At 77.6% G+C, this 20154-nt stretch carries 1 protein-coding gene; it reads left to right on the forward strand.

Translation table 11 applies throughout. The features are described 5' to 3' along the window. Positions 1–5 precede the first annotated feature (5 nt). The gene (locus ACFXPX_RS06205; protein ID WP_380639762.1) at positions 6–20114 is read left to right on the forward strand and encodes a non-ribosomal peptide synthase/polyketide synthase; all 20109 of its coding nucleotides are present in this window, start codon (positions 6–8) and stop codon (positions 20112–20114) included. The last annotated feature ends 40 nt before the right edge of the window (positions 20115–20154 follow it).

Here is a 20154-nt window from a genome sequence, read left to right on the forward strand (position 1 = left end):
CGACCATGACGCCTTCGACGCCTTCGACACCCCCGGGGCCCGCCCGGCGGGACCGCGCGGCCGCCCTCCCCGCCGACCTGCGGGAAGCGCTCCGGCTCCGGCTGGCCGGGAAGTCCGCCGCCGCCCCGGCGGGCATCCCGCGCGCCGACCGCGACCGGCCGCTGCCGCCGTCCTCCGTCCAGCAGCGGCTCTGGTTCCTGGACCGGCTGCGGCCCGGCGACCCGCGCTACAACAGCGCGCTCGCCGTCCGGTTCACCGGGCCGCTGGACGCCACGGCGCTCCGCGGGGCGCTGGCCGCCGTGGTCGCCCGGCACGAGGCGCTGCGGACCGTCTTCGAGGAGGCCGACGGCCGCCCGGTGCCGACCGTACGGCCGGCCGGGCCGGTGCCGCTGCCGGTCCACGAGGTCGACGGCTCCGACCTCGACGCCCTGCTCCTCGCCGAGTACTCCCGCCCGTTCGACCTGCGGCACGGCCCGCTGCTGCGCGCCCTGCTGCTGCGCGAGTCCGCGCACTCCCACGTGCTCCAGCTGACCGCCCACCACATCGTCACCGACGGCTGGTCGATGGGCGTGGTCCTGGACGAACTGTGCACCGGCTACGCGGCGCTGGCCCGCGGCGAGGCCCCGCAGCTGCCGCCCGTCGCCGTCCAGTACCCGGACTACGCGGCCTGGCAGCGCGAGCAGCAGACCGGGGCCCGGGCGGACAGACAGCTGGCCCACTGGAAGGAACGCCTGACCGGAGCGGTGCCCCCCGAACTGCCGCTGGACCACCCCCGGCGCGGCGAGGAGGCCGGCCCCGGCGCCGTCCACCCCTTCACCGTCCCCGCCGCGCTCACCGCCCGGCTGCGCGAGCTCGCCGCCGAGCGGCAGGGCACCCTGAACACCGCCCTGACGGCCGGCGTCCAGGCGCTGCTGGCCCGCTGGTCCGGGCAGGCGGACGTCACCGTCGGCTCGCTGACGCCCGGGCGCGTCCGCACCGAACTGGAGCGGGCCGTCGGCTGCTTCGTCAACACGGTCGTGCTGCGCACCCGGGTCGACCCGGCCGGCTCCTTCCGCGACCTGCTGACGGCCGCCACCGGGACCGGCAACGACGCCCTCGCGCACGGCGACACACCCTTCGAGCGGGTGGTCGAGGCGGTGGCCGCGCCCCGCGAGGCCGGCCGCAACCCGCTGTTCGACGTCCTGGTGCTGCTGCACCCCGCACCGCCCGCGGCCACCGCCCCGGCCGGTACCGCGATCACCCCGGTGGACGTGCCCCGGCAGGCCGCCACCTTCGACCTCAGCGTGGAGTTCGTCCCCGACGGCGAGGCGCTCACCGGCCTGCTGGAGTACCGCGCCGACCTCATCGACCCGGCCACCGCCCGCCGCACCGCCGACCAGCTGCTGCGCCTGCTGGCCGGCGCCGCCGCCGAACCGGACCGCCCGCTCGGCACCCTGCCGCTGCTCTCCCCGGCGCAGACCCGGCAGCTCCTCCAGGACTGGAGCGGCACCGGGCTGCCCGTCGAACCCGCCACCCACCCCGACCTGCTGGCGCGCCGGGCGGCCCTGACGCCCGACGCCCCGGCCCTGGTCGCCGGGGGCGAGGCGCTCGGCTACGCGGAGCTCAACACCCGCGCCAACCGGCTCGCCCACCAGCTGATCGCCCGCGGCATCGGCCCCGAACAGCTGGTCGCGCTGCACCTGCCGCGCACCGCCGACATGATCACCGCGATCCTGGCCGTCTGGAAGACCGGCGCCGGCTACCTGCCGCTGGACCGCGCGCTGCCCGCCGAACGCGTCGCGTTCCTGCTCGCGGACGCCCGCCCGGCGCTCGTCCTGGACGAGGCGGCGCTGCGCGCGCTGCCCGCCGACGGCCCCGCCACCGACCCCGGCGACGCCGACCGCACCGCCCCGCTCGACCCCGCCAACACCGCCTACGTGCTGTACACCTCCGGCTCCACCGGCCGCCCCAAGGGCGTCGCCGTGCCGCACCGCGCGCTGGCCAACCTGCTCGCCGCCCACCGGGCCGGGTTCGTCGCCGAGGCCGGCGGCGGCCCGCTGCGGGTCGCGCTGACCGCCTCGTTCTCCTTCGACACCTCCCTGGAGGGCGTGCTGCTGCTGGCCGACGGCCACCCGCTGCACCTGGTCGACGAGACCACCCGGACCGACCCGGCCGCGCTGGTCGAGTACGTGGTCCGCCACCGCATCGACTTCCTCGACCTCACCCCCTCCTACCTGCGCCAACTGCTGCCCGCCGGGCTGCTCGACGACCCCCGGCACCGCCCCCGGGTGCTGATGCTCGGCGGCGAGGCGGTCGGGCCCCGGCTCTGGCGCGAACTCGCCGCCCACCCGGACGTCGCCGCGTACAACTACTACGGCCCCACCGAGTGCACCGTCGACGCGCTGGCCTGCCGGATCGCCGCCGAGGACCGCCCGCTGATCGGGCGTCCGCTGCCCAACCTGCGGGCGTACGTCCTGGACGACCGGCTCCGGCCGGTGCCGCCCGGGGTCGGCGGCCAGCTCCACCTGGCCGGCGAGCAGCTCGCCCGCGGCTACGCCGGCCGCCCCGGGCTGACCGCCGCCCGGTTCACCGCCGACCCGTACGGGCCGCCCGGCGCCCGGATGTACCGCACCGGCGACCTGGCCCGCTGGACGGCCGACGGACGGCTGGAGTACCTGGGGCGCGCCGACGACCAGGTCAAGGTGCGCGGCCACCGGATCGAGCCCGGCGAGGTCGAGGCGGCCCTGCTGGACCTGCCCGGGGTCGCCGCGGCCGCCGTCGCCGCCGTACCCGACGGGCACGGCCACACCCGGCTGGCCGCCTACCTGGTGTTCGCCGACGGCGCCGCCCGGACCGCCGCCGACCTGCGGGCGGCGCTGCGCCGCACCCTGCCCGACCACCTGGTGCCCTCCTCCTACACCGCCCTGGAGGCGCTGCCGCTCAGCACCAGCGGCAAGCTGGACCGCCGGGCCCTGCCCGCCCCCGAAGTCCACGTCACGGAACGGGAGTTCGTCGCCCCGCGGACCCCCGAGGAGCAGACCCTGGCGGCGATCTGGGCCGAGGTGCTCGGCCTGCCCCGGGTCGGCGCCACCGACAACTTCTTCGAACTCGGCGGCGACTCCATCCTGAGCATCCAGGCCGTCTCCCGGGCCCGCGCGGCCGGGCTGCTGATCGGCTCCCAGGACGTCTTCCGCCACCAGAGCGTCGCCGACCTGGCCGCCGCCTGCCTGGCCGCCGCCGCCCGCCCGGCCGCCACCGCACCGGCGCCGCGCCGTCCGGACGGACCCGCCCCGCTCACCCCGGTGCAGGACTGGTTCCTCGCCGACCACGGCCCGCTGCGGCGCTTCACCATGTCGCTGCTGCTCGACCTGCCGCACCGGCTCGACCGCCCCGCCCTGGAAGCCGCCCTGCGGGCCCTGGTCACCGCCCATCCGGCGCTGCGCACCCGCTTCACCGACGGCCCCGGCAGCCGACGGCAACAGCCCGTGGACACCCCGCCGGACGCCGCCCTGCTGAGCACGGCCGACCCGGCCGGCGACCGGGCCGAGGCCGCCGACGCCGCCCGCGCCCGCCTCGACCCGGCCACCGGCGCCCTGCTGGGCGCCGTGCTGTTCCCTCCGGCTGACGACGGCGCCCGGCCCCAACTCCTGCTGACCGCCCACCACCTGGCCGTGGACAGCGTCTCCTGGCGGGTGCTGCTCGCCGACCTCGAACAGGCCTACCGGCAGGCCGAGTCCGGCGCCACGCCCGAGCTGGAGCCCGAGCCGGTCCCGTTCACCGACTGGGCCCACCGGCTCGCCGGACACGTCCGCGCAGGCGCCCTCGACCCGGCCCTCCCGTACTGGACGGACCAGGCCGGGCAGCCGGCCCACCCGCTGCCCGTCGACCACCCCGGCACCCCGACCGCCGGCTCCGTCCGCACCCTGCGCACCCGGCTGGACGCCGCCACCACCGCGGCCCTGCTGCGCAGCGTCCCCGAGGTCTACCGCACCCAGGTCAACGACGTGCTGCTGAGCGCCCTCGGCCGGGCCCTCGCCGACTGGACCGGCCGGGCGGAGGTCACCGTCGCCCTGGAGGGCCACGGCCGCGAGGACCTCTTCGACGGCCTCGACCTCAGCCGTACGGTCGGCTGGTTCACCACCCGGTACCCCGTCACCCTCGCCCCCGCCGGGACGGCCGACGCCCCCGACTGGGGCGCCACCCTCAAGCGGGTCAAGGAGCGGCTGCGCTCTCTCCCGCACCGGGGCCTGAGCTTCGAGGCACTGGCCAGGCTGCGCCGGGACGACCCGGCGGCCCGCGCCCTGCGGGACGTCCCGCTGCCGCAGGTCTGCTTCAACTACCACGGCCAGTGGACCGCGCCCGCCGGTGGCGACTTCGCCCCGGCCGGCCCGGCGCCCGGCCGGGAGCTCGCCCCCGGCGAGCCGCTGGACCACCTGCTGGACGTCTCCGCCGTGGTCGCCGACGGCGAGCTGGAACTCACCTGGCACTACAGCGACCAGGTGCACGCGAGCGCCACCGTCCGCGCCCTCGCCGACGCCACCGCGGCCGCGCTGACCGCCGTCGTCGAGCACTGCGCCCGCCCCGGCGCGGGCGGCCGCACCCCCTCCGACTTCCCGCTCGCCGGGCTGGACCAGGCCGCCCTGGACCGGACCGTCGGCGACGGCCGGGACGTCGAGGACCTGCTGCCGCTCACCCCGCTCCAGGAGGGCATGCTCTTCCACCGCCTGGTCGGCGGCCCCGACGACGTCTACCTCGACCAGGCCGCCCTGCTGCTGGACGGCGTCACCGACCCGCAGGCCTTCGCCCTGGCCTGGCAGCGGGTCACCGACCGCACGCCCGCCCTGCGCACCTCGGTGGTCTGGGAGGGCGTCCCCGCCCCGCTCCAGCTGGTGCGCCGCGGCGTCCGGCTGCCCGTCACGGTGCACGACCTGCGGGCCCTGGACCCGGCGCGGCGCGCCGAACGCCTGGAGCGGCTGCGCGCCGATGACCTCGCCCGGGGCCTGGACATCGCCACCGCCCCGCTGACCAGGCTCACCCTGGTCCGGCTGCCGGAGGCCCGGCTGCACCTGCTCTGGACCTCCCACCACCTGATCCTGGACGGCTGGAGCCTCGCCCAGGTGCTCACCGAGGTCTTCGAGGAGTACGCCGCCGTCACCACCGGCACCGCCCCCGCCCCCGCGGTGCGCCGCCCCTTCGGCGACTACGTCCGCTGGCTGGCCGCCCAGGACGCCGCCGCCGCCCGGGCCCACTGGCGCGGCGTGCTGGCGGGCTTCGCCGGTGCCACCCCGCTGCCCGTCGACCGGGCCCGGCGCGAGGCCCACCGGGCCCGCTCGGCGCAGAGCCACCGCGCGGGCCTGTCCGAGGAGGTCTCCGGACGGCTCGCCGACACGGCCCGCCGGGCCGGGCTCACCCTCGGCACCGTGGTGCAGGGCGCCTGGGCGCTGCTGCTGGCCCGGTACGCCGGTGAGCCGGAGGTGCTGTTCGGCACCACGGTCTCCGGCCGCCCCGAGGACCTGCCCGGCGTGGAGTCGATGATCGGCCTGTTCATCAACACCCTGCCCACCCGGGTCCGGGTGGAGAGCGGGCGCACCGCCGCCGACTGGCTGCGCGCCCTCCAGGAGGCCCAGGCCGAGGCCCGGCGGCACGCCGCCGTCTCGCTCGCCGAACTCACCGGGTACAGCGACCTGCCCCCCGGCGGCGCGCTGTTCGACAGCATCGTCGCCTTCGAGAACTACCCCTTCGACGACGCCCGCGCGGCCGGCGCCGGGGTGCGGCTGGCCGAGGTCTCCTCCCGGGACGCCACCAACTTCCCGCTGGTGCTGCGCGCCCACCAGGGGGAGCGGCTCGGCCTCGACCTCGGGTACGACCCGGAGCTGTTCGACGCCGACACCGTCCGCGCGCTCGCCGGGCGGCTCTGCCTGCTGCTCGCCGGGCTGGCCGACGGCCTGGACCGGCCGCTGCGCGAACTCGCCTGGACCACGCCCGAGGAGCGCCGCCGGGCGACCGGGCCGGTCACCCTCCCGGCCCGGCCCCGGAACACCCTGGTGGACCTCTTCGAGGCCCAGGCCGCCCGCACCCCGCACGCCCGGGCCGTCAGCCACGGCGCCGAGCACCTCGACTACGCCGAACTGGACGCCCGGGCCTCCCGGTTGGCCCACCGGCTGGCCGAACTCGGCGCCGGGCCCGAGCGGTTCGTCGCCCTCGCGCTGCCCCGGACGGCCGACCTGGTGGTGGCCGTGCTCGCCGTGCTCAAGGCCGGCGCGGCCTACCTGCCGCTCGACCCGGACCTGCCCGCCGAACGCCGGGCCGAACTGCTCGGCGACGCCGCCCCGGTGGCCCTGGTGACGCTCGACCGCACCGACGCGGACGTCCCCGTCCTGGCACTGGCCGACCCGGCCGTGCGCGCCGACCTGGAGCGCCGTCCGGCCGCCCCGCTCGGCCCCCGCCACCGCCCGCTGTCCGACAACCCCGCCTACGCCATCTACACCTCCGGCTCCACCGGCCGCCCCAAGGGCGTCGTGGTGCCGCACGCCAACGTGGTCCGGCTGTTCGACCACACCCGGGAACTCCTCGGCTTCGGCCCGCAGGACGTCTGGACGCTGTTCCACTCCTACACCTTCGACTTCTCGGTCTGGGAGCTCTGGGGCCCGCTGCTGCACGGCGGCCGACTGGTCGTGGTGCCCGCGGACACCGCCCGCGACCCGGAGGCGTTCCTGCGGCTGCTCGCCGACGAGGGCGTCACCGTGCTCAACCAGACCCCGTCCGCGTTCCTGCCGCTGGTCCGCGCCGACGCCGAACACCCCGAACTCTCCCGGCGGTCGGCGCTGCGCACGGTCGTCTTCGGCGGCGAGGCACTGGACGTCACCCGGCTCGCCGACTGGTACGCCCGCCACCCCCAGGACGCCCCGCGCCTGGTCAACATGTACGGCATCACCGAGACCACCGTGCACGTCACCCACGCCCCGCTGGACGCCGCCACCGCCGCCGCGGGCGGCCCGGCCCCGCTCGGCGACGGCTTGGCCGACCTGCGGCTGTACCTGCTGGACGCCGACCTCGCAGCCGTCCCCCCGGGCGCGGTCGGCGAGCTGTACGTGGCGGGGGAGGGGCTGGCCCGGGGCTACCTCGACCGGCCCGGGCTGACCGCCACCCGCTTCCTCGCCGACCCCTTCGGCGCCCCCGGCACCCGGATGTACCGCACCGGCGACCGGGCCCGCCGCTCGGCCGACGGCAGCACCCTGCACTACCTGGGCCGGTCCGACCAGCAGGTCAAGATCCGCGGCTTCCGGATCGAGCCCGGCGAGGTCGAGGCCGCCCTGCTCACCCACCCCGGCGTCGGCCAGGCCGCCGTGGGGGTGCACCAGGACGCCGCCGGCACCCGCCGGCTGGTCGCCCACGTCGTCGCCGGGGAGGGCGCGACCGAGCCGCCGTCCGCCGCCGACCTGCGCGCCCACCTGGAGCGGCTGCTGCCCGCCTACCTGGTGCCCGCCGGCTACGTCCCGATGGCGGCGCTGCCGCTCACCCCCAACGGCAAGCTCGACCGGCGCGCGCTGCCCGCCCCCGGCCCGGACGGCTACCCGGGCACGGCCGGCCGGGACCGCACCGCACCGCGCACCCCGGCCGAGCAGCTGGTGGCGCGGGCCTGGGCGGCCGTGCTGGACACCGGCGAGGTCGCCGCCGAGGACGACTTCTTCGCGCTCGGCGGCGACTCCATCCTCGCCGTCCGGGCCACCGCCCGGCTGCGCGAGGCCTTCGGGCGGGCGGACCTGTCCCCCCGGGTGCTGTTCGACCACCCGGTGCTGGCCCGGCTCGCCGAGGCCCTCAGCGCCGGGGGAGGGCAGCCCGCCGGATCCCGCCCCGCCGACGGCCCCGTCATCCCGGCCGTCATCCCGGTCCTCGCGGACGCCGACGCCGCCGAACCGCCGCTGTCGTACGCCCAGCAGCGGCTCTGGTTCCTCGACCGCTTCCAGCCGGGCGGCACCGACTGGACCACGCTGTCCGTGCTGCGGCTGCGCGGCACGCTCGACCGGGGCGCGCTGGGCGCGGCCCTGGACGCCCTGGTCGCCCGGCACCCGGCGCTGCGCACCACCTTCGCCGAACGGGACGGCGTGGCCCGGCAGGTGGTCCACCCGCCGTACCCCGTCGAGCTGCCCTGCGAGGACCTCGACCCGGCCGCCCTGGACGCGCTGCTGGAGCGGATCGCCGCGACCCCCTTCGACCTGGCCGCCGGCCCGCTGCTGCGCGCCCGGCTGGCCCGGACGGCGGCGGAGGAGCACGTGCTGGTCCTGGCGGTGCACCACATCGTCACCGACGGCTGGTCGATCGGCGTGCTCGGCCGCGACCTCGCCGAGCTGTACGCCGCCGCGCTCACCGGCCGCCGCCCCGAACTGCCCGAACTGCCCGTCCGCTACGCCGACTTCGCCGCCTGGCAACGCGGCCGCGGCGACCGGGCCGAGGCGGAGCTCGACCACTGGCGGGAGACCCTGGCCGGGCTGCCGCCGCTGGAGCTGCCCACCGACCGTCCGCGTCCGGCCGTCCGCGGCACCGAGGGCGCGCTGGTCAGCTTCACCCTGCCCGCCGAGCTGACCGGGCGGCTGCGCGAGCGCGGCCGGGAGGCCGACGGCACCCTGTACACCGTGCTGCTGGCGGCCTGCCAGGTGCTGCTGGCCCGCTGGTCCGGTCAGCGGGACTTCGCCGTCGGCACCGTCACCTCCGGCCGCGAGCACGGCGAACTCCACGACGTGGTCGGCATGTTCGTCAACACCCTGGTGCTGCGCGGCAGCGTCCGCCCGGAGGAGCCGTTCCGGGCGCTGCTGGCCCGCGCCCGGGGCACCCTGCTCGACGCCCTGGCCCACCAGGAGGTGCCCTTCGAACGACTGGTGGACGCCCTCCAGCCGGAGCGGGACACCAGCCGCACCCCGCTGTTCCAGGTCATGGTGGCCCTGCACAACCTCGGCGCCGAGGCGCCCCGGCTGCCCGGGCTGACGGCGGAGCCGCTGACCCCGCCGGTGCGCACCGCCGGCTTCGACCTCTCCTTCGACTTCGTCGAACGCGACGGCGGCCTCACCGGCCACCTGGAGTACAGCACCGGGCTGTTCGACGCCCGCACCGCCGAACTGCTGGCCGAGCGGCTGACCGTGCTGCTGACGGCCGTCGCCGACGGCCCGGACACCCCCGTCGGCGACCTGCCGCTGATGACCGCCCAGGAGCGCGAGCGCACCCTGCGGCAGGGGCGCGGCGAACCGCTGCCGCAGGCACCCGACACCACCTTCACCGCCCTGTTCGAGGCCCAGGCCGCCCGCACCCCGCACGCCACCGCCCTGGTCGCCCGGGACACCACCCTCGACTACGCCGCGCTCAACGCCCGGGCCAACCGGCTGGCCCGCCACCTGGTCGCCCTCGGCGCCGGCCCCGAACAGCTGGTCGCGGTCCGGCTGCCGCGCACCTCCGCGCTGGTGGTCGCCCTGTTCGCGGTGCTCAAGACCGGCGCCGCGGTGCTCTTCGTCGACCCGGAGCTGCCCGAGGAACGCGCAGCCCTGCTGCTCGACGACGCCCGGCCACGGGCCGTGCTGACCGAACGGACCCTGCGCGACACGGCCTGGCAGGCCCTGCCCGACCACGACCTGACCGACGCCGACCGGACGTCGCCGCTGCACCCGGCCGGCACGGCGTACGTGGTCTTCACCTCCGGCTCCACCGGCCGCCCCAAGGGCGTCGCCGTCGAACACCGCCAACTGGTCAACCTCTGCCGGGACCACCGGCTCGGCCTGGTCGACCCGCACACCGCCGACGGCGAGCGGCTGCGGGTCGCACTCAGCGCCTCCTTCTCCTTCGACACCAGCTGGGAGGGCCCGCTGCTGCTCGCCCTCGGCCAGGAGATCCACCTGATCGACGAGGACGTCCGGCTGGACCCGCAGGCCTTCTGCGCGCTGGTCGCCGACCGCCGCCTCGACCTGGTCAACGTCACCCCGTCCTTCCTGCGCGAACTCACCGCCGCCGGGCTGCTCGCCCCCGGCCGCCACCACCCCCGGCTGCTGCTGGTCGGCGGCGAGGCCGTCCCCGCCACCACCTGGCGGCAACTCGCCGCCGCCCGCGCCGACTTCGGCGTCACCGCCTACAACGTGTACGGGCCCACCGAGTGCACCGTCGACGCCACCTGGGCCCGCTGCGCCGACCACCCCGAGCACCCCGTCATCGGCCGCCCCGGCCGGGGCCTGAGCGCCCACGTACTGGACGGCGCCCTGCGCCCGGTGCCGCCCGGCATGCCGGGGGAGCTCTACCTGGCCGGCGCCCAGGTCGCCCGCGGCTACCTGAACCGGCCGGGCCTGACCGCCGCCCGCTTCCTCGCCGACCCGTACGGCCCGCCCGGCTCCCGGATGTACCGCACCGGCGACCTGGCCCGCCAGGGTGCCCGCGGCCAGCTGGAGTTCCTCGGCCGGGCCGACGAACAGGTCAAGATCCGCGGCTTCCGGATCGAACCCGGCGAGGTGGAGGCCGCCCTGCTGGCCCACCCGGACCTCGCCGACTGCGCGGTCGCCGCCCGCGAGCACGCCGGACGCACCGTGCTGGTCGGCTACCCGGTACCGGCCGCCGACCGGGTGCCACCCGCCGACGAGCTGCGGACCTGGCTGCGCCGCACCCTGCCCGACCACCTGGTGCCCGCCGCCTTCGTCCCGCTGGCCCGGATCCCGCGCACCGTCAGCGGCAAGACCGACCGCCGCGCCCTGCCCGCACCGCCCGCCCAGCCCGACCGCTCCACCCCGTACGTCGCCCCGGCGCCCGGCACCGAGCAGCGGCTCGCCGAGATCTGGGCCCAGGTGCTCGGCGTCGAACGGGTCGGCGCCCGGGACAACTTCTTCGCGCTCGGCGGCGACTCCATCCTGAGCATCCAGATCGTCTCCCGGGCCAGGTCCGCCGGGCTGGCGCTGACCACCAAGGACGTCTTCCGGCACCAGAGCGTGGCCGAACTCGCCCTGATCACCCAAGAGGTGATCGAACATCAGGAGATTGAGCCGGAGCCCGCCGAGGCGCCGCTCACCCCGATCCAACGCTGGTACCTGGACGCCCGCCGCCCCGGCGAGCCGCTGCGCTTCACCATGACCCAGCGCCTGGAACTCGCCCCCGGCACCGACCCGACGGCCCTGCGCGAAGCCGTCCACGCCCTGGTCCGGCACCACCCGGCGCTGCGCACCCGCTTCCGCCCCGGCCCGGACGGCTGGCGCCAGGAGGTCGCCGAGCAGCCGCCCGGCGGCCTGTTCGCCCACCACCCGGCCGCCGGCCTCGACCCCGCCGCCCTGGAGGCCGAGGTCCAGCAGGCCACCGACGCCGCCCAGCGCTCGCTCGACCCGGTCGAGGGCCGCACCGTGCGCGCCCTGTTCTTCGACCGCGGCGAGCGGCAGCCCGGCCAACTCGTCCTCACCGTCCACCACCTGGCCGTCGACGGGGTCTCCTGGCGGATCCTGCTCGCCGACCTCGAAACCGCCCACCACGCCGCCCGCACCGGCGCCCCGGTCGAGCTCCCGCCGGAGGGCGCCACCCACGGCCGGTGGGCCGCCCGGCTGGAGCGGCACACCCGCGCGGGCGCCCTGGACGCCCACACCGCGTACTGGACCCGCACCGGCGCCGCCCCGGCCGGGCTCCCCGCCGGCCGCCCCGGCGCCAACACCCACGCCGGCGCCGCCACCCTCGCCGTGACCCTGGACCGGGCCACCACCGCGGCCCTGCTGCGCGAGGCGCCCGCCGCCTACCGCACCCAGGTCAACGACGTGCTGCTCAGCGCCCTGGGCCGCACCCTGGCCCGCTGGTGCGGCCGGGACGAGGTGCTGATCGGCGTCGAGGGGCACGGCCGCGAGGACCTCTTCGACGACCTCGACCTCTCCCGCACGGTCGGCTGGTTCACCGCCGAGTTCCCGCTCGCCCTGCGCGTCGACCCGGCCGCCGACTGGCACCACACCCTGCGGGCCGTCAAGGAGCAGCTGCGCGCCGTCCCGCTGCGCGGCCTCAGCCACGGCGCGCTGCGCCACCTCCACCCGGACGGCCCGCTGACCGGCGGCGCCGCCCCGCAGGTCGGCTTCAACTACCACGGCCGGTTCGACCCCGGCGGCGTCGGATCCGGCGACGGCCCCGGCACCGCCGGCCTGGTCCGCGGCCAGCTGCCCCCGGCCGGGCGCGACACCGACCCGGACGAGCCGCGCCCCTACCTGCTGGAGGTCACCGGAGCGGTCCAGGACGGCCGCCTCGAACTGGCCTGGACCTACCCCGCGGAGATCTACGGCGAGGCCACCGTCCGGGGCCTCGCCGAGGAGATGCGCACCGCCCTGCGGGAACTGGCCGAGCACTGCGCCCGGCCCGGCGCCGGCGGGCGCACCCCGTCCGACTTCCCGCTGGCCGGCCTGGACCAGGAGCAGTTGGACCGGCTGGTCGGCGACGGCCGCGCGGTCGAGGACGTGCTGCCGCTGACCCCGCTGCAGTCCGGCATGCTCTTCCACGGCCTGGTCGACAGCGCCGGCACCGGCGGCACCGAAGCCACCGACGAGGCCGACGGCACCGGCGACGCCTACGTCGACCGGATCGCGGTGCGCCTCGCCGGGATCGCCGACCCGCGGGCCTTCGCCGCCGCCTGGCAGCAGGTCGCCGACCGCACCCCGGCGCTGCGCTCCGCCGTGCACTGGCGCGGGCTGCCGCACCCCGTCCAACTGGTCGCCCGGCACGCCGCGCTGCCCGTACGGCACCTCGACCTCGGCATCGACCCGGCCGACCCCGGACAGCTGGCCGCGGTGACCGAACAGCTGCTGGCCGAGGAGCGGGCCACCCCGATGGAGCTGACCACCGCGCCGCTCACCCGGCTCACCCTGGCCGCCCTGCCCGGCGACGAGCTGCTGCTGCTGTGGTCCACCCACCACCTCGCCCTGGACGGCTGGAGCACCGGCCAACTGCTCACCGAGGTCTGCGAGGAGTACGCCGCGCTCACCGGCGGCCCCCAGGCCCCGCGCCCGGTCCGCCGCCCCTTCGCGGACTTCCTGGGCTGGCTGGCCGAACGCGACCGGCCCGCCGCCGAGGCGCACTGGAGCGCCGCCCTGGAGGGCTTCACCGCCCGCACCCCGCTCCCGTACGACCGCCGCCCGGCGCAGGCCCACCGGGCCCGCTCCACCGCCGCCGTCCACCGCGAGCTGGACGAGGCGCTCACCCGGCGGCTGCGCGAACGGGCCGCCGCCGCCGGACTGACCGTGAACACCGTGCTGGAGGGCGCCTGGGGCCTGCTGCTGGCCCGGCACGGCGGCGGCGAGGACGTCGTCTTCGGCACCACCGTGTCCGGACGCCCCGCCGAACTGCCCGGCGTGGAGGCGATGATCGGCCTGTTCATCAACACCGTCCCCACCCGGGTCCGGCTCGCCCCCGGCGGCGTGCTGCCCTGGCTGCGGGAGCTCCAGGCGCGCCAGAGCGAGGCCCGCGCCCACGACCACCTGTCCCTGACCCGGATCCGGGCACTCGGCGAACTGCCCCCCGGGGAGCCGCTGTTCGACAGCATGCTGGTCTTCGAGAACTACCCCGTGGACGAGTCCGCCGAAGCCCGCACCGGGGTCCGGGTGGTCGAGGTGCGCGCCGACGACGCCACCACCTTCCCCTGGTGCCTGCGCGCCCACCTGGGCGAGCGCCTCGGCCTCGACCTCGGGTACGACCCCGCGCTGTTCGACCACCGGACCGCCGAGGACGCCGCCGACCGGCTCGCCCTGCTGCTCACCGCCCTCACCGAGGCCCTCACCGACGGCCGCGACCTCGACACGCTGGAGCCGCTCACCCCGGCCGACCGCGCCCTGCTGGCCGACTGGCAGGCCACCGCCCGCCCGGCCGTACCCCGCAGCCCGCTGACCGTCCTCGCCGGGCACGTCCGGCGCACCCCCGACGCCCCCGCCGTGCGCGAGGGCGAACACCGGCTGACCTACCGGCAGCTCGACGAGTGGTCCGACCGGCTCGCCGGCCGGCTGCTCACCGAGGGGCTGGCCCCCGAGGAGCGGGTCGCGCTGGAGCTGGAGCGCTCGACCGCCCTGGTCGTCGCCCAACTCGCCGTCCTCAAGGCGGGCGGCGCCTACCTGCCCGTCGACCTCCGCGCCCCCGAGGAGCGCCGCCGCACCCTGCTCGCCCGGGCCGGTGCCACCCGGCGGCTCACCGCCGACCTGGTCGCCGCCGCCCGCACCGCCGCCGCCCGCACCGAGGCCACCGGCACGGCCCTGCCGCCCGCCGACCCCGACCGGCTGGCCTACGTGATGTACACCTCCGGCTCCACCGGCGAGCCCAAGGCCGTCGCCGTCCGGCACCGCGACGTGGCCTCGCTCGGCACCGACGGCCGCTTCGCCGACGGCCGCTGCGCCCGGGTCCTGCTGCACTCCCCGGTGGCCTTCGACGCCGCCACCTTCGAGGTCTGGGCCCCGCTGCTGACCGGCGGCTGCGTGCTCGTCGCCCCCGCCGGGCCGGTGGACGCCGCGCTGCTGCGCCGCCTCGCCGGACCGCAGGGCCCGACCGCGCTGTGGCTCACCGCCGGACTGTTCCGGCTGCTCGCCCAGGACGCCCCGGACTGCTTCGCCGGCCTGCGCACGCTGTGGACCGGCGGCGACGTGGTGCCCGCCGCGGCCGTGCGCCGGGTGCTCGCCGCCTGCCCCGGGCTGACCGTGGTGGACGGCTACGGCCCCACCGAGACCACCACCTTCGCCACCGCCCACGAACTCGCCGACCCCGCCGCCGTACCCGACACCCTGCCGATCGGCCGCCCGCTGGACGACCGGCGCCTGCACGTCCTGGACGGCCGGCTGCGGCCCGTCCCGCCCGGCTGCGCGGGCGAGCTGTACCTCGCCGGTGAGGGCGTGGCCCGCGGCTACCTCGGCCGCCCCGGCGCGACCGCCGCCCGCTTCCTCGCCGACCCGTCCGGCCCGCCCGGCACCCGGATGTACCGCACCGGGGACGTGGCCCGGCGCCGCCCCGACGGCACCGTCGAGTTCCTCGGCCGGGCCGACGACCAGGTCAAGATCCGCGGCTTCCGGGTCGAGCCCGCCGAGGTGGAGGCCGCCCTCGCCGCCCACCCCGGGGTGACCGACGTCGCCGTGGTCGCCCGCACCGACCGGCCCGGCGCCCGCCGGCTGGTCGCCTACACCGTCGGCACCGCCGACCCCGAGAGCCTGCGGGACCTCGCCGCCCGCACCCTGCCCGACTACCTGGTGCCCGCCGCCTTCGTCCCGCTCACCGCCCTCCCGCTCAGCCGCAACGGCAAGGTCGACCGCGCCGCGCTCCCCGCACCGGAGCAGCGGCACACCGCCGGAGCCGCCGACCGGACCGAGCCGCGCACCGAGCCGCGCACCGAGGCCGAACGCCGCACCGCCAAGGTCTTCGGCGAGGTGCTGGGCATCCACCCGCCCGGGGTGACGGAGGGCTTCTTCGCGCTCGGCGGCGACTCCATCCTCAGCATCCGGCTCGCCGGCCGCCTCGCCGAGGCCTTCGGCACCGAACTGACGCCCCGAGCGGTGTTCGACCACCCGACCCCGGCCGGTCTCGCCGCACTGCTCACCGGGCGGTCCGGCCCGGGCCGACCGCCCGCCGTCCCCGCCGCCCCCGTGGCGCCCCTGGTCCCGGTCGCCCGGGACGGCGCGGCGCCGATGTCCTACGCCCAGCAACGCCTCTGGTTCCTGGAGGAGTTCGCACCCGGCGGCGCCGAGTACGTGACCGCCCTCGCCCTGCGGCTGCGCGGCCCGCTGGAGGGCGACGCCCTCGGCGCGGCGCTGACCGCCCTGGCCGCCCGGCACGAGTCGCTGCGCACCACCTTCGACGGCGTCGACGGCCACGGCGTTCAACTCGTCCACCCGCCGCAGCCGGTGCCGCTGCCCCGCCGCGACCTCGCCCAACTGCCCTCCGGGGAACGGGAGGAGGCCCTGCGCGCCCTGCTCGCCGCCGAACGCGCCCGCCCCTTCGGCCTGCGCCGGGGCCCGCTGCTGCGCCCCGCGCTGGTCCGGCTCGCCGCCGACGACCACGTACTCGCCCTGACCCTGCACCACATCGTCACCGACGGCTGGTCCAACGCCGTCCTGCTCACCGACCTGGCCCACCTCTACCGCGCCGCCCTCGACCCGGCCCACCCGCCGCTCGCCCCGCTGCCGGTGCAGTACGCCGACCACGCCCACTGGCAGCGCGCCAACGACGCCACCGACCAGCTCGCCTACTGGAAGGGCCAGTTGGCCGACCTGGACCCCGTCCGGCTGCCGCTCGACCGGCCCCGGCCGACGGTCCGCACCAGCTCCGGGAGCAGCGTCCGGATCGACCTGCCCGCCGACACCGCCCGCGGGCTCGCCCGGGTCGCCCGCGGCGGCGACACCACCCTGTTCACCACCCTGGTCGCCGCCGCCCAGGCCTACCTGGCCCGGCTCGGCGGCGACCGGGACATCGCCGTCGGCACCGTCACCGCCGGCCGCGAGCACCCCGGCACCCAGCGGCTGATCGGCTTCTTCGTCAACACCCTGGTGCTGCGCTCCCGGATCGAACCCCGGCAGCCCTTCACCGCCTTCCTCGCCGAGGTCCGGCAAACCGTCCGGGACGCCTTCGCCCACCAGGACGTGCCCTTCGAGCGGGTCGTCGACGAGGTGCAGCCGGTGCGCGACACCAGCCGCAGCCCGCTCTTCCAGGTGCTGGTCGTGCTGCAGAACACCCCCGCGGCCGAACTCGACCTGCCGGGCCTGGCGGTGACCGACGTCGAGACCGACGCCACCGGCACGGCCTTCGACCTGGTGCTGGAGTTCGCCCACGCCGACGACGGTGCGCTGCACGGCCAACTCACCTACAACACCGACCTGTTCGAGCCCGCCACCGCCGAGCGGATGGCCGAGCAGCTGGCCACCCTGCTGACCGCCGTCACCGCCGACCCGCAGTGCGCCCTCGGCTCCCTGCCGCTGGCCGGCCCCGACCGGCTCGCCGCCGAACTCGCCCTGGCCACCGGCGACTTCCCCCCGGTGCCGGAGGCCACCCTGCCCCAGCTGTTCGAACGGCAGGCGGCCCGCACCCCCGACGCCCCCGCCCTGCTCGACGGCGACCGGGTGATCGGCTACGCCGAACTCGACCGGGCGGCCAACCGCCTGGCCCGGCAGCTGATCCGCGACGGCATCGGCCCGGAACGGCTGGTCGCCCTCGCCCTGCCCCGCTCGGCGGCCGCCGTGGTCGCCCAACTCGCCGTCGCCAAGGCCGGCGGCGCCTACCTCCCGGTCGACCCCGCCTACCCGGCCGCCCGGCGGGAGTTCATGGTCCGCGACGCGGGCGCCACCGTCCTGATCGACGACCCCGCCCGGGTGTGGGCCGCCGACGGCCCCGACACCGCCCCCACCGACGCCGACCGCACCACCCCCCTCACCCCCGGCCACCCGGCGTACGTCGTCTACACCTCCGGCTCCACCGGCACCCCCAAGGGCGTCGTGGTCACCCACGCCGGACTCGCCTCCTTCGCGGCCGCCGCCGCCCGCCAGTACGCCGTCGGCCCCGGCGACCGGGTGCTCCAGTTCGCCTCGCCCAGCTTCGACGCCTCCGTCCTGGAACTGTGCATCTCCCTGCTCAGCGGCGCCGCCCTGGTCACCGGCGAGGAGGGCCCGCTGGCCGGCGAACGCCTCGCCGAGGCCCTGGCCGGACGCCGGATCAGCCACGCCCTGATCCCCCCGGCGGCCCTGGCCACCCTCGAACCCGGCACCGCCGGCGCGCTGCCCGAGCTGCGCACCCTGGTGGTCGGCGCCGAGGCCTGCCCCGCCGACCTGGTCGACACCTGGGCCCCCGGCCGCCGCATGGTCAACTCCTACGGCCCCACCGAGGCCACCGTGGTCGCCACCTGGACCGGCCCGCTCACCCCCGGCACCGGCACCGCCCCCGCCATCGGCCACCCCAGCGGTGCCACCCGCGCCTACCTGCTCGACGCCGCCCTGCGCCCCGTCCCGCCCGGCGTGACCGGCGAACTCCACCTGGCCGGCCCCGGCCTGGCCCGCGGCTACCTCGGCCGCCCCGGCCTGACCGCCCGGCGCTTCCTGCCCGACCCGTACGGCGCCCCCGGCGAGCGGATGTACCGCACCGGGGACCTCGCCCGCCGCGACGCCGACGGCCAACTCCGCTACTGCGGCCGCGCCGACGACCAGATCAAGCTGCGCGGCTTCCGGATCGAACCGGGCGAGATCGAGAGCGCGCTGCGCCGCAGCCCGCTGGTGCGCGACGCCGTGGTCACCGTCCGCACCGACGCCCCCGGCGGCGGCCGGCTGGTCGCGTACGTGGTGCCCGCCGACCCGTGCGGGGAAGCCGACCCGGCCGGCACCGCCCTCGAACTGCGCGCCCAGCTCGCCGAGTCGCTGCCCCCGCACCTCGTCCCCGCCGTGTTCGTCCCGCTGGAGCGGCTGCCGCTCACCCCCAACGGCAAGACCGACCGCCGGGCCCTGCCCGACCCCGGACCGGTGCGGGCCGCGGCCGGCCCGCACCGCCCCCCGCAGAACGACACCGAACGCCGGATCGCCCGGATCTGGGCCGACGTCCTCGGCGTCGAACGGGTCGGCGCCGACGACAACTTCTTCCTGCTCGGCGGCGACTCCATCCTCAGCATGCAGGTGGTCTCCCGACTGCGCCGGGACGGCCTGCACCTGGCCACCCGCGACCTCTTCACCCACCAGACCGTCGCCGAACTCGCCACCGTGGTGCGCGACGCCCCCGACCGCGCCGACGACGGACCGGTCACCGGCGCCGTGCCGCTCACCCCGATCCAGGCGTGGTTCCTCACCACCCCGCGCGCCGCCCACCACCACTTCAACCAGTCCGCGCTGCTCGAACTCGGCCCCGACCCCGACCACCCCGCCCTGCGCGCGGCCCTGGACACCGCCCTGAACGCCCTGCTGGAGCACCACGACGCGCTGCGGATGCGCTTCACCCACGACGCCTCCGGCTGGCACCAGTTCAACCCGCCGCCCGCCCGCACCGAGGACCTCCTGGTCCACCACGACCTGACCGGCCAGTCGCCCGAGTCCGCCGACGCCGCCCTCGCCAAGGCCGCCGACGAGCTGCACGGCGGCTTCGACCTGGCCCGCGGCCCGCTGCTGCGCGCCGCCCTGTTCACCTTCACCGGCGAACCGGACCGTCCGCCGCTGCTCCTGCTGGTCGCCCACCACCTGGTGATCGACGCCGTCTCCTGGCGGGTGCTGCGCGACGACCTGGAGAGCGCCTACCACCAGGCCCGGGCGGGCGGCCCGGTCGACCTGGGGGAGCGCGGCACCTCCTTCCGGGACTGGGCCCGGCGGCTCGCCGCCCACGTCGCCGAGGGCGGCCTCGACCACGAACTGCCCTACTGGGAGCAGGCGGTGACGGGCCGCGCCGAACCGCCCGCGCGCCCCGCCGACGCCCCCGGCTCCAGCTCCAGCACCGGGACCGGCACAGCCGCCGGGACCGGGGCCGTCACGGTGGAACTCGACGAGGCGGACACCGAGGCCCTGCTGCGCGCCGCCCCCGCCGCCTACCGCACCCGGGTCAACGACGTGCTGCTCGCCGCCCTCGCGCTCGCCCTGGCCCGCTGGACCGGACAGCCGCGGATCCGCCTCGACCTGGAGGGCCACGGCCGGGAGGACCTGCTCGACGGCGTCGACCTGTCCCGTACGGTCGGCTGGTTCACCACCGTCCACCCGGTCGGCCTCGACGTCCCCGCGCCCGAGCAGCTCGGTCCCGAGCGCGACTGGCGCGCCCTGGTCAAGGCCGTCCGCCGGCAACTGCGCGCCGTGCCCGGCAACGGGCTCGGCTTCGGCGCCCTGCGCGCCTTCGGCCCGCCCGAGGTCCGCGAACGCCTCGCCGCCGCCGCCCACGGCCAGGTGGTCTTCAACTACCTCGGCCAGTGGGACGCCCGCCCCGAAGCCGCGGGCGGGGGCCTGGTCCGCGCCGAACTCGGCTCCTGCGGCCAGGACCACGACCCCCGCGACCCCGGCTCCCACCCGCTGGAGGTGGTCGGCGCCGCCCAGCGGGGCCGGCTCGCCTTCACCTGGCACCACCGCCCCGCCGTCCACGACCCGGCCGAAGTGCGCCGGGCCGCCGAGGAGTTCGCCGAGGCGCTGCGCCACATCGCCCGGCACGCCCGGAACGGCCGGCCGGGCCGCTGACCGGCACCACCCCACGAGAACGAGAAGAGGCAGGAACGAC

Source organism: Kitasatospora sp. NPDC059146 (assembly GCF_042786665.1).
In the GTDB taxonomy this organism is placed as follows: Bacteria; Actinomycetota; Actinomycetes; order Streptomycetales; family Streptomycetaceae; genus Kitasatospora.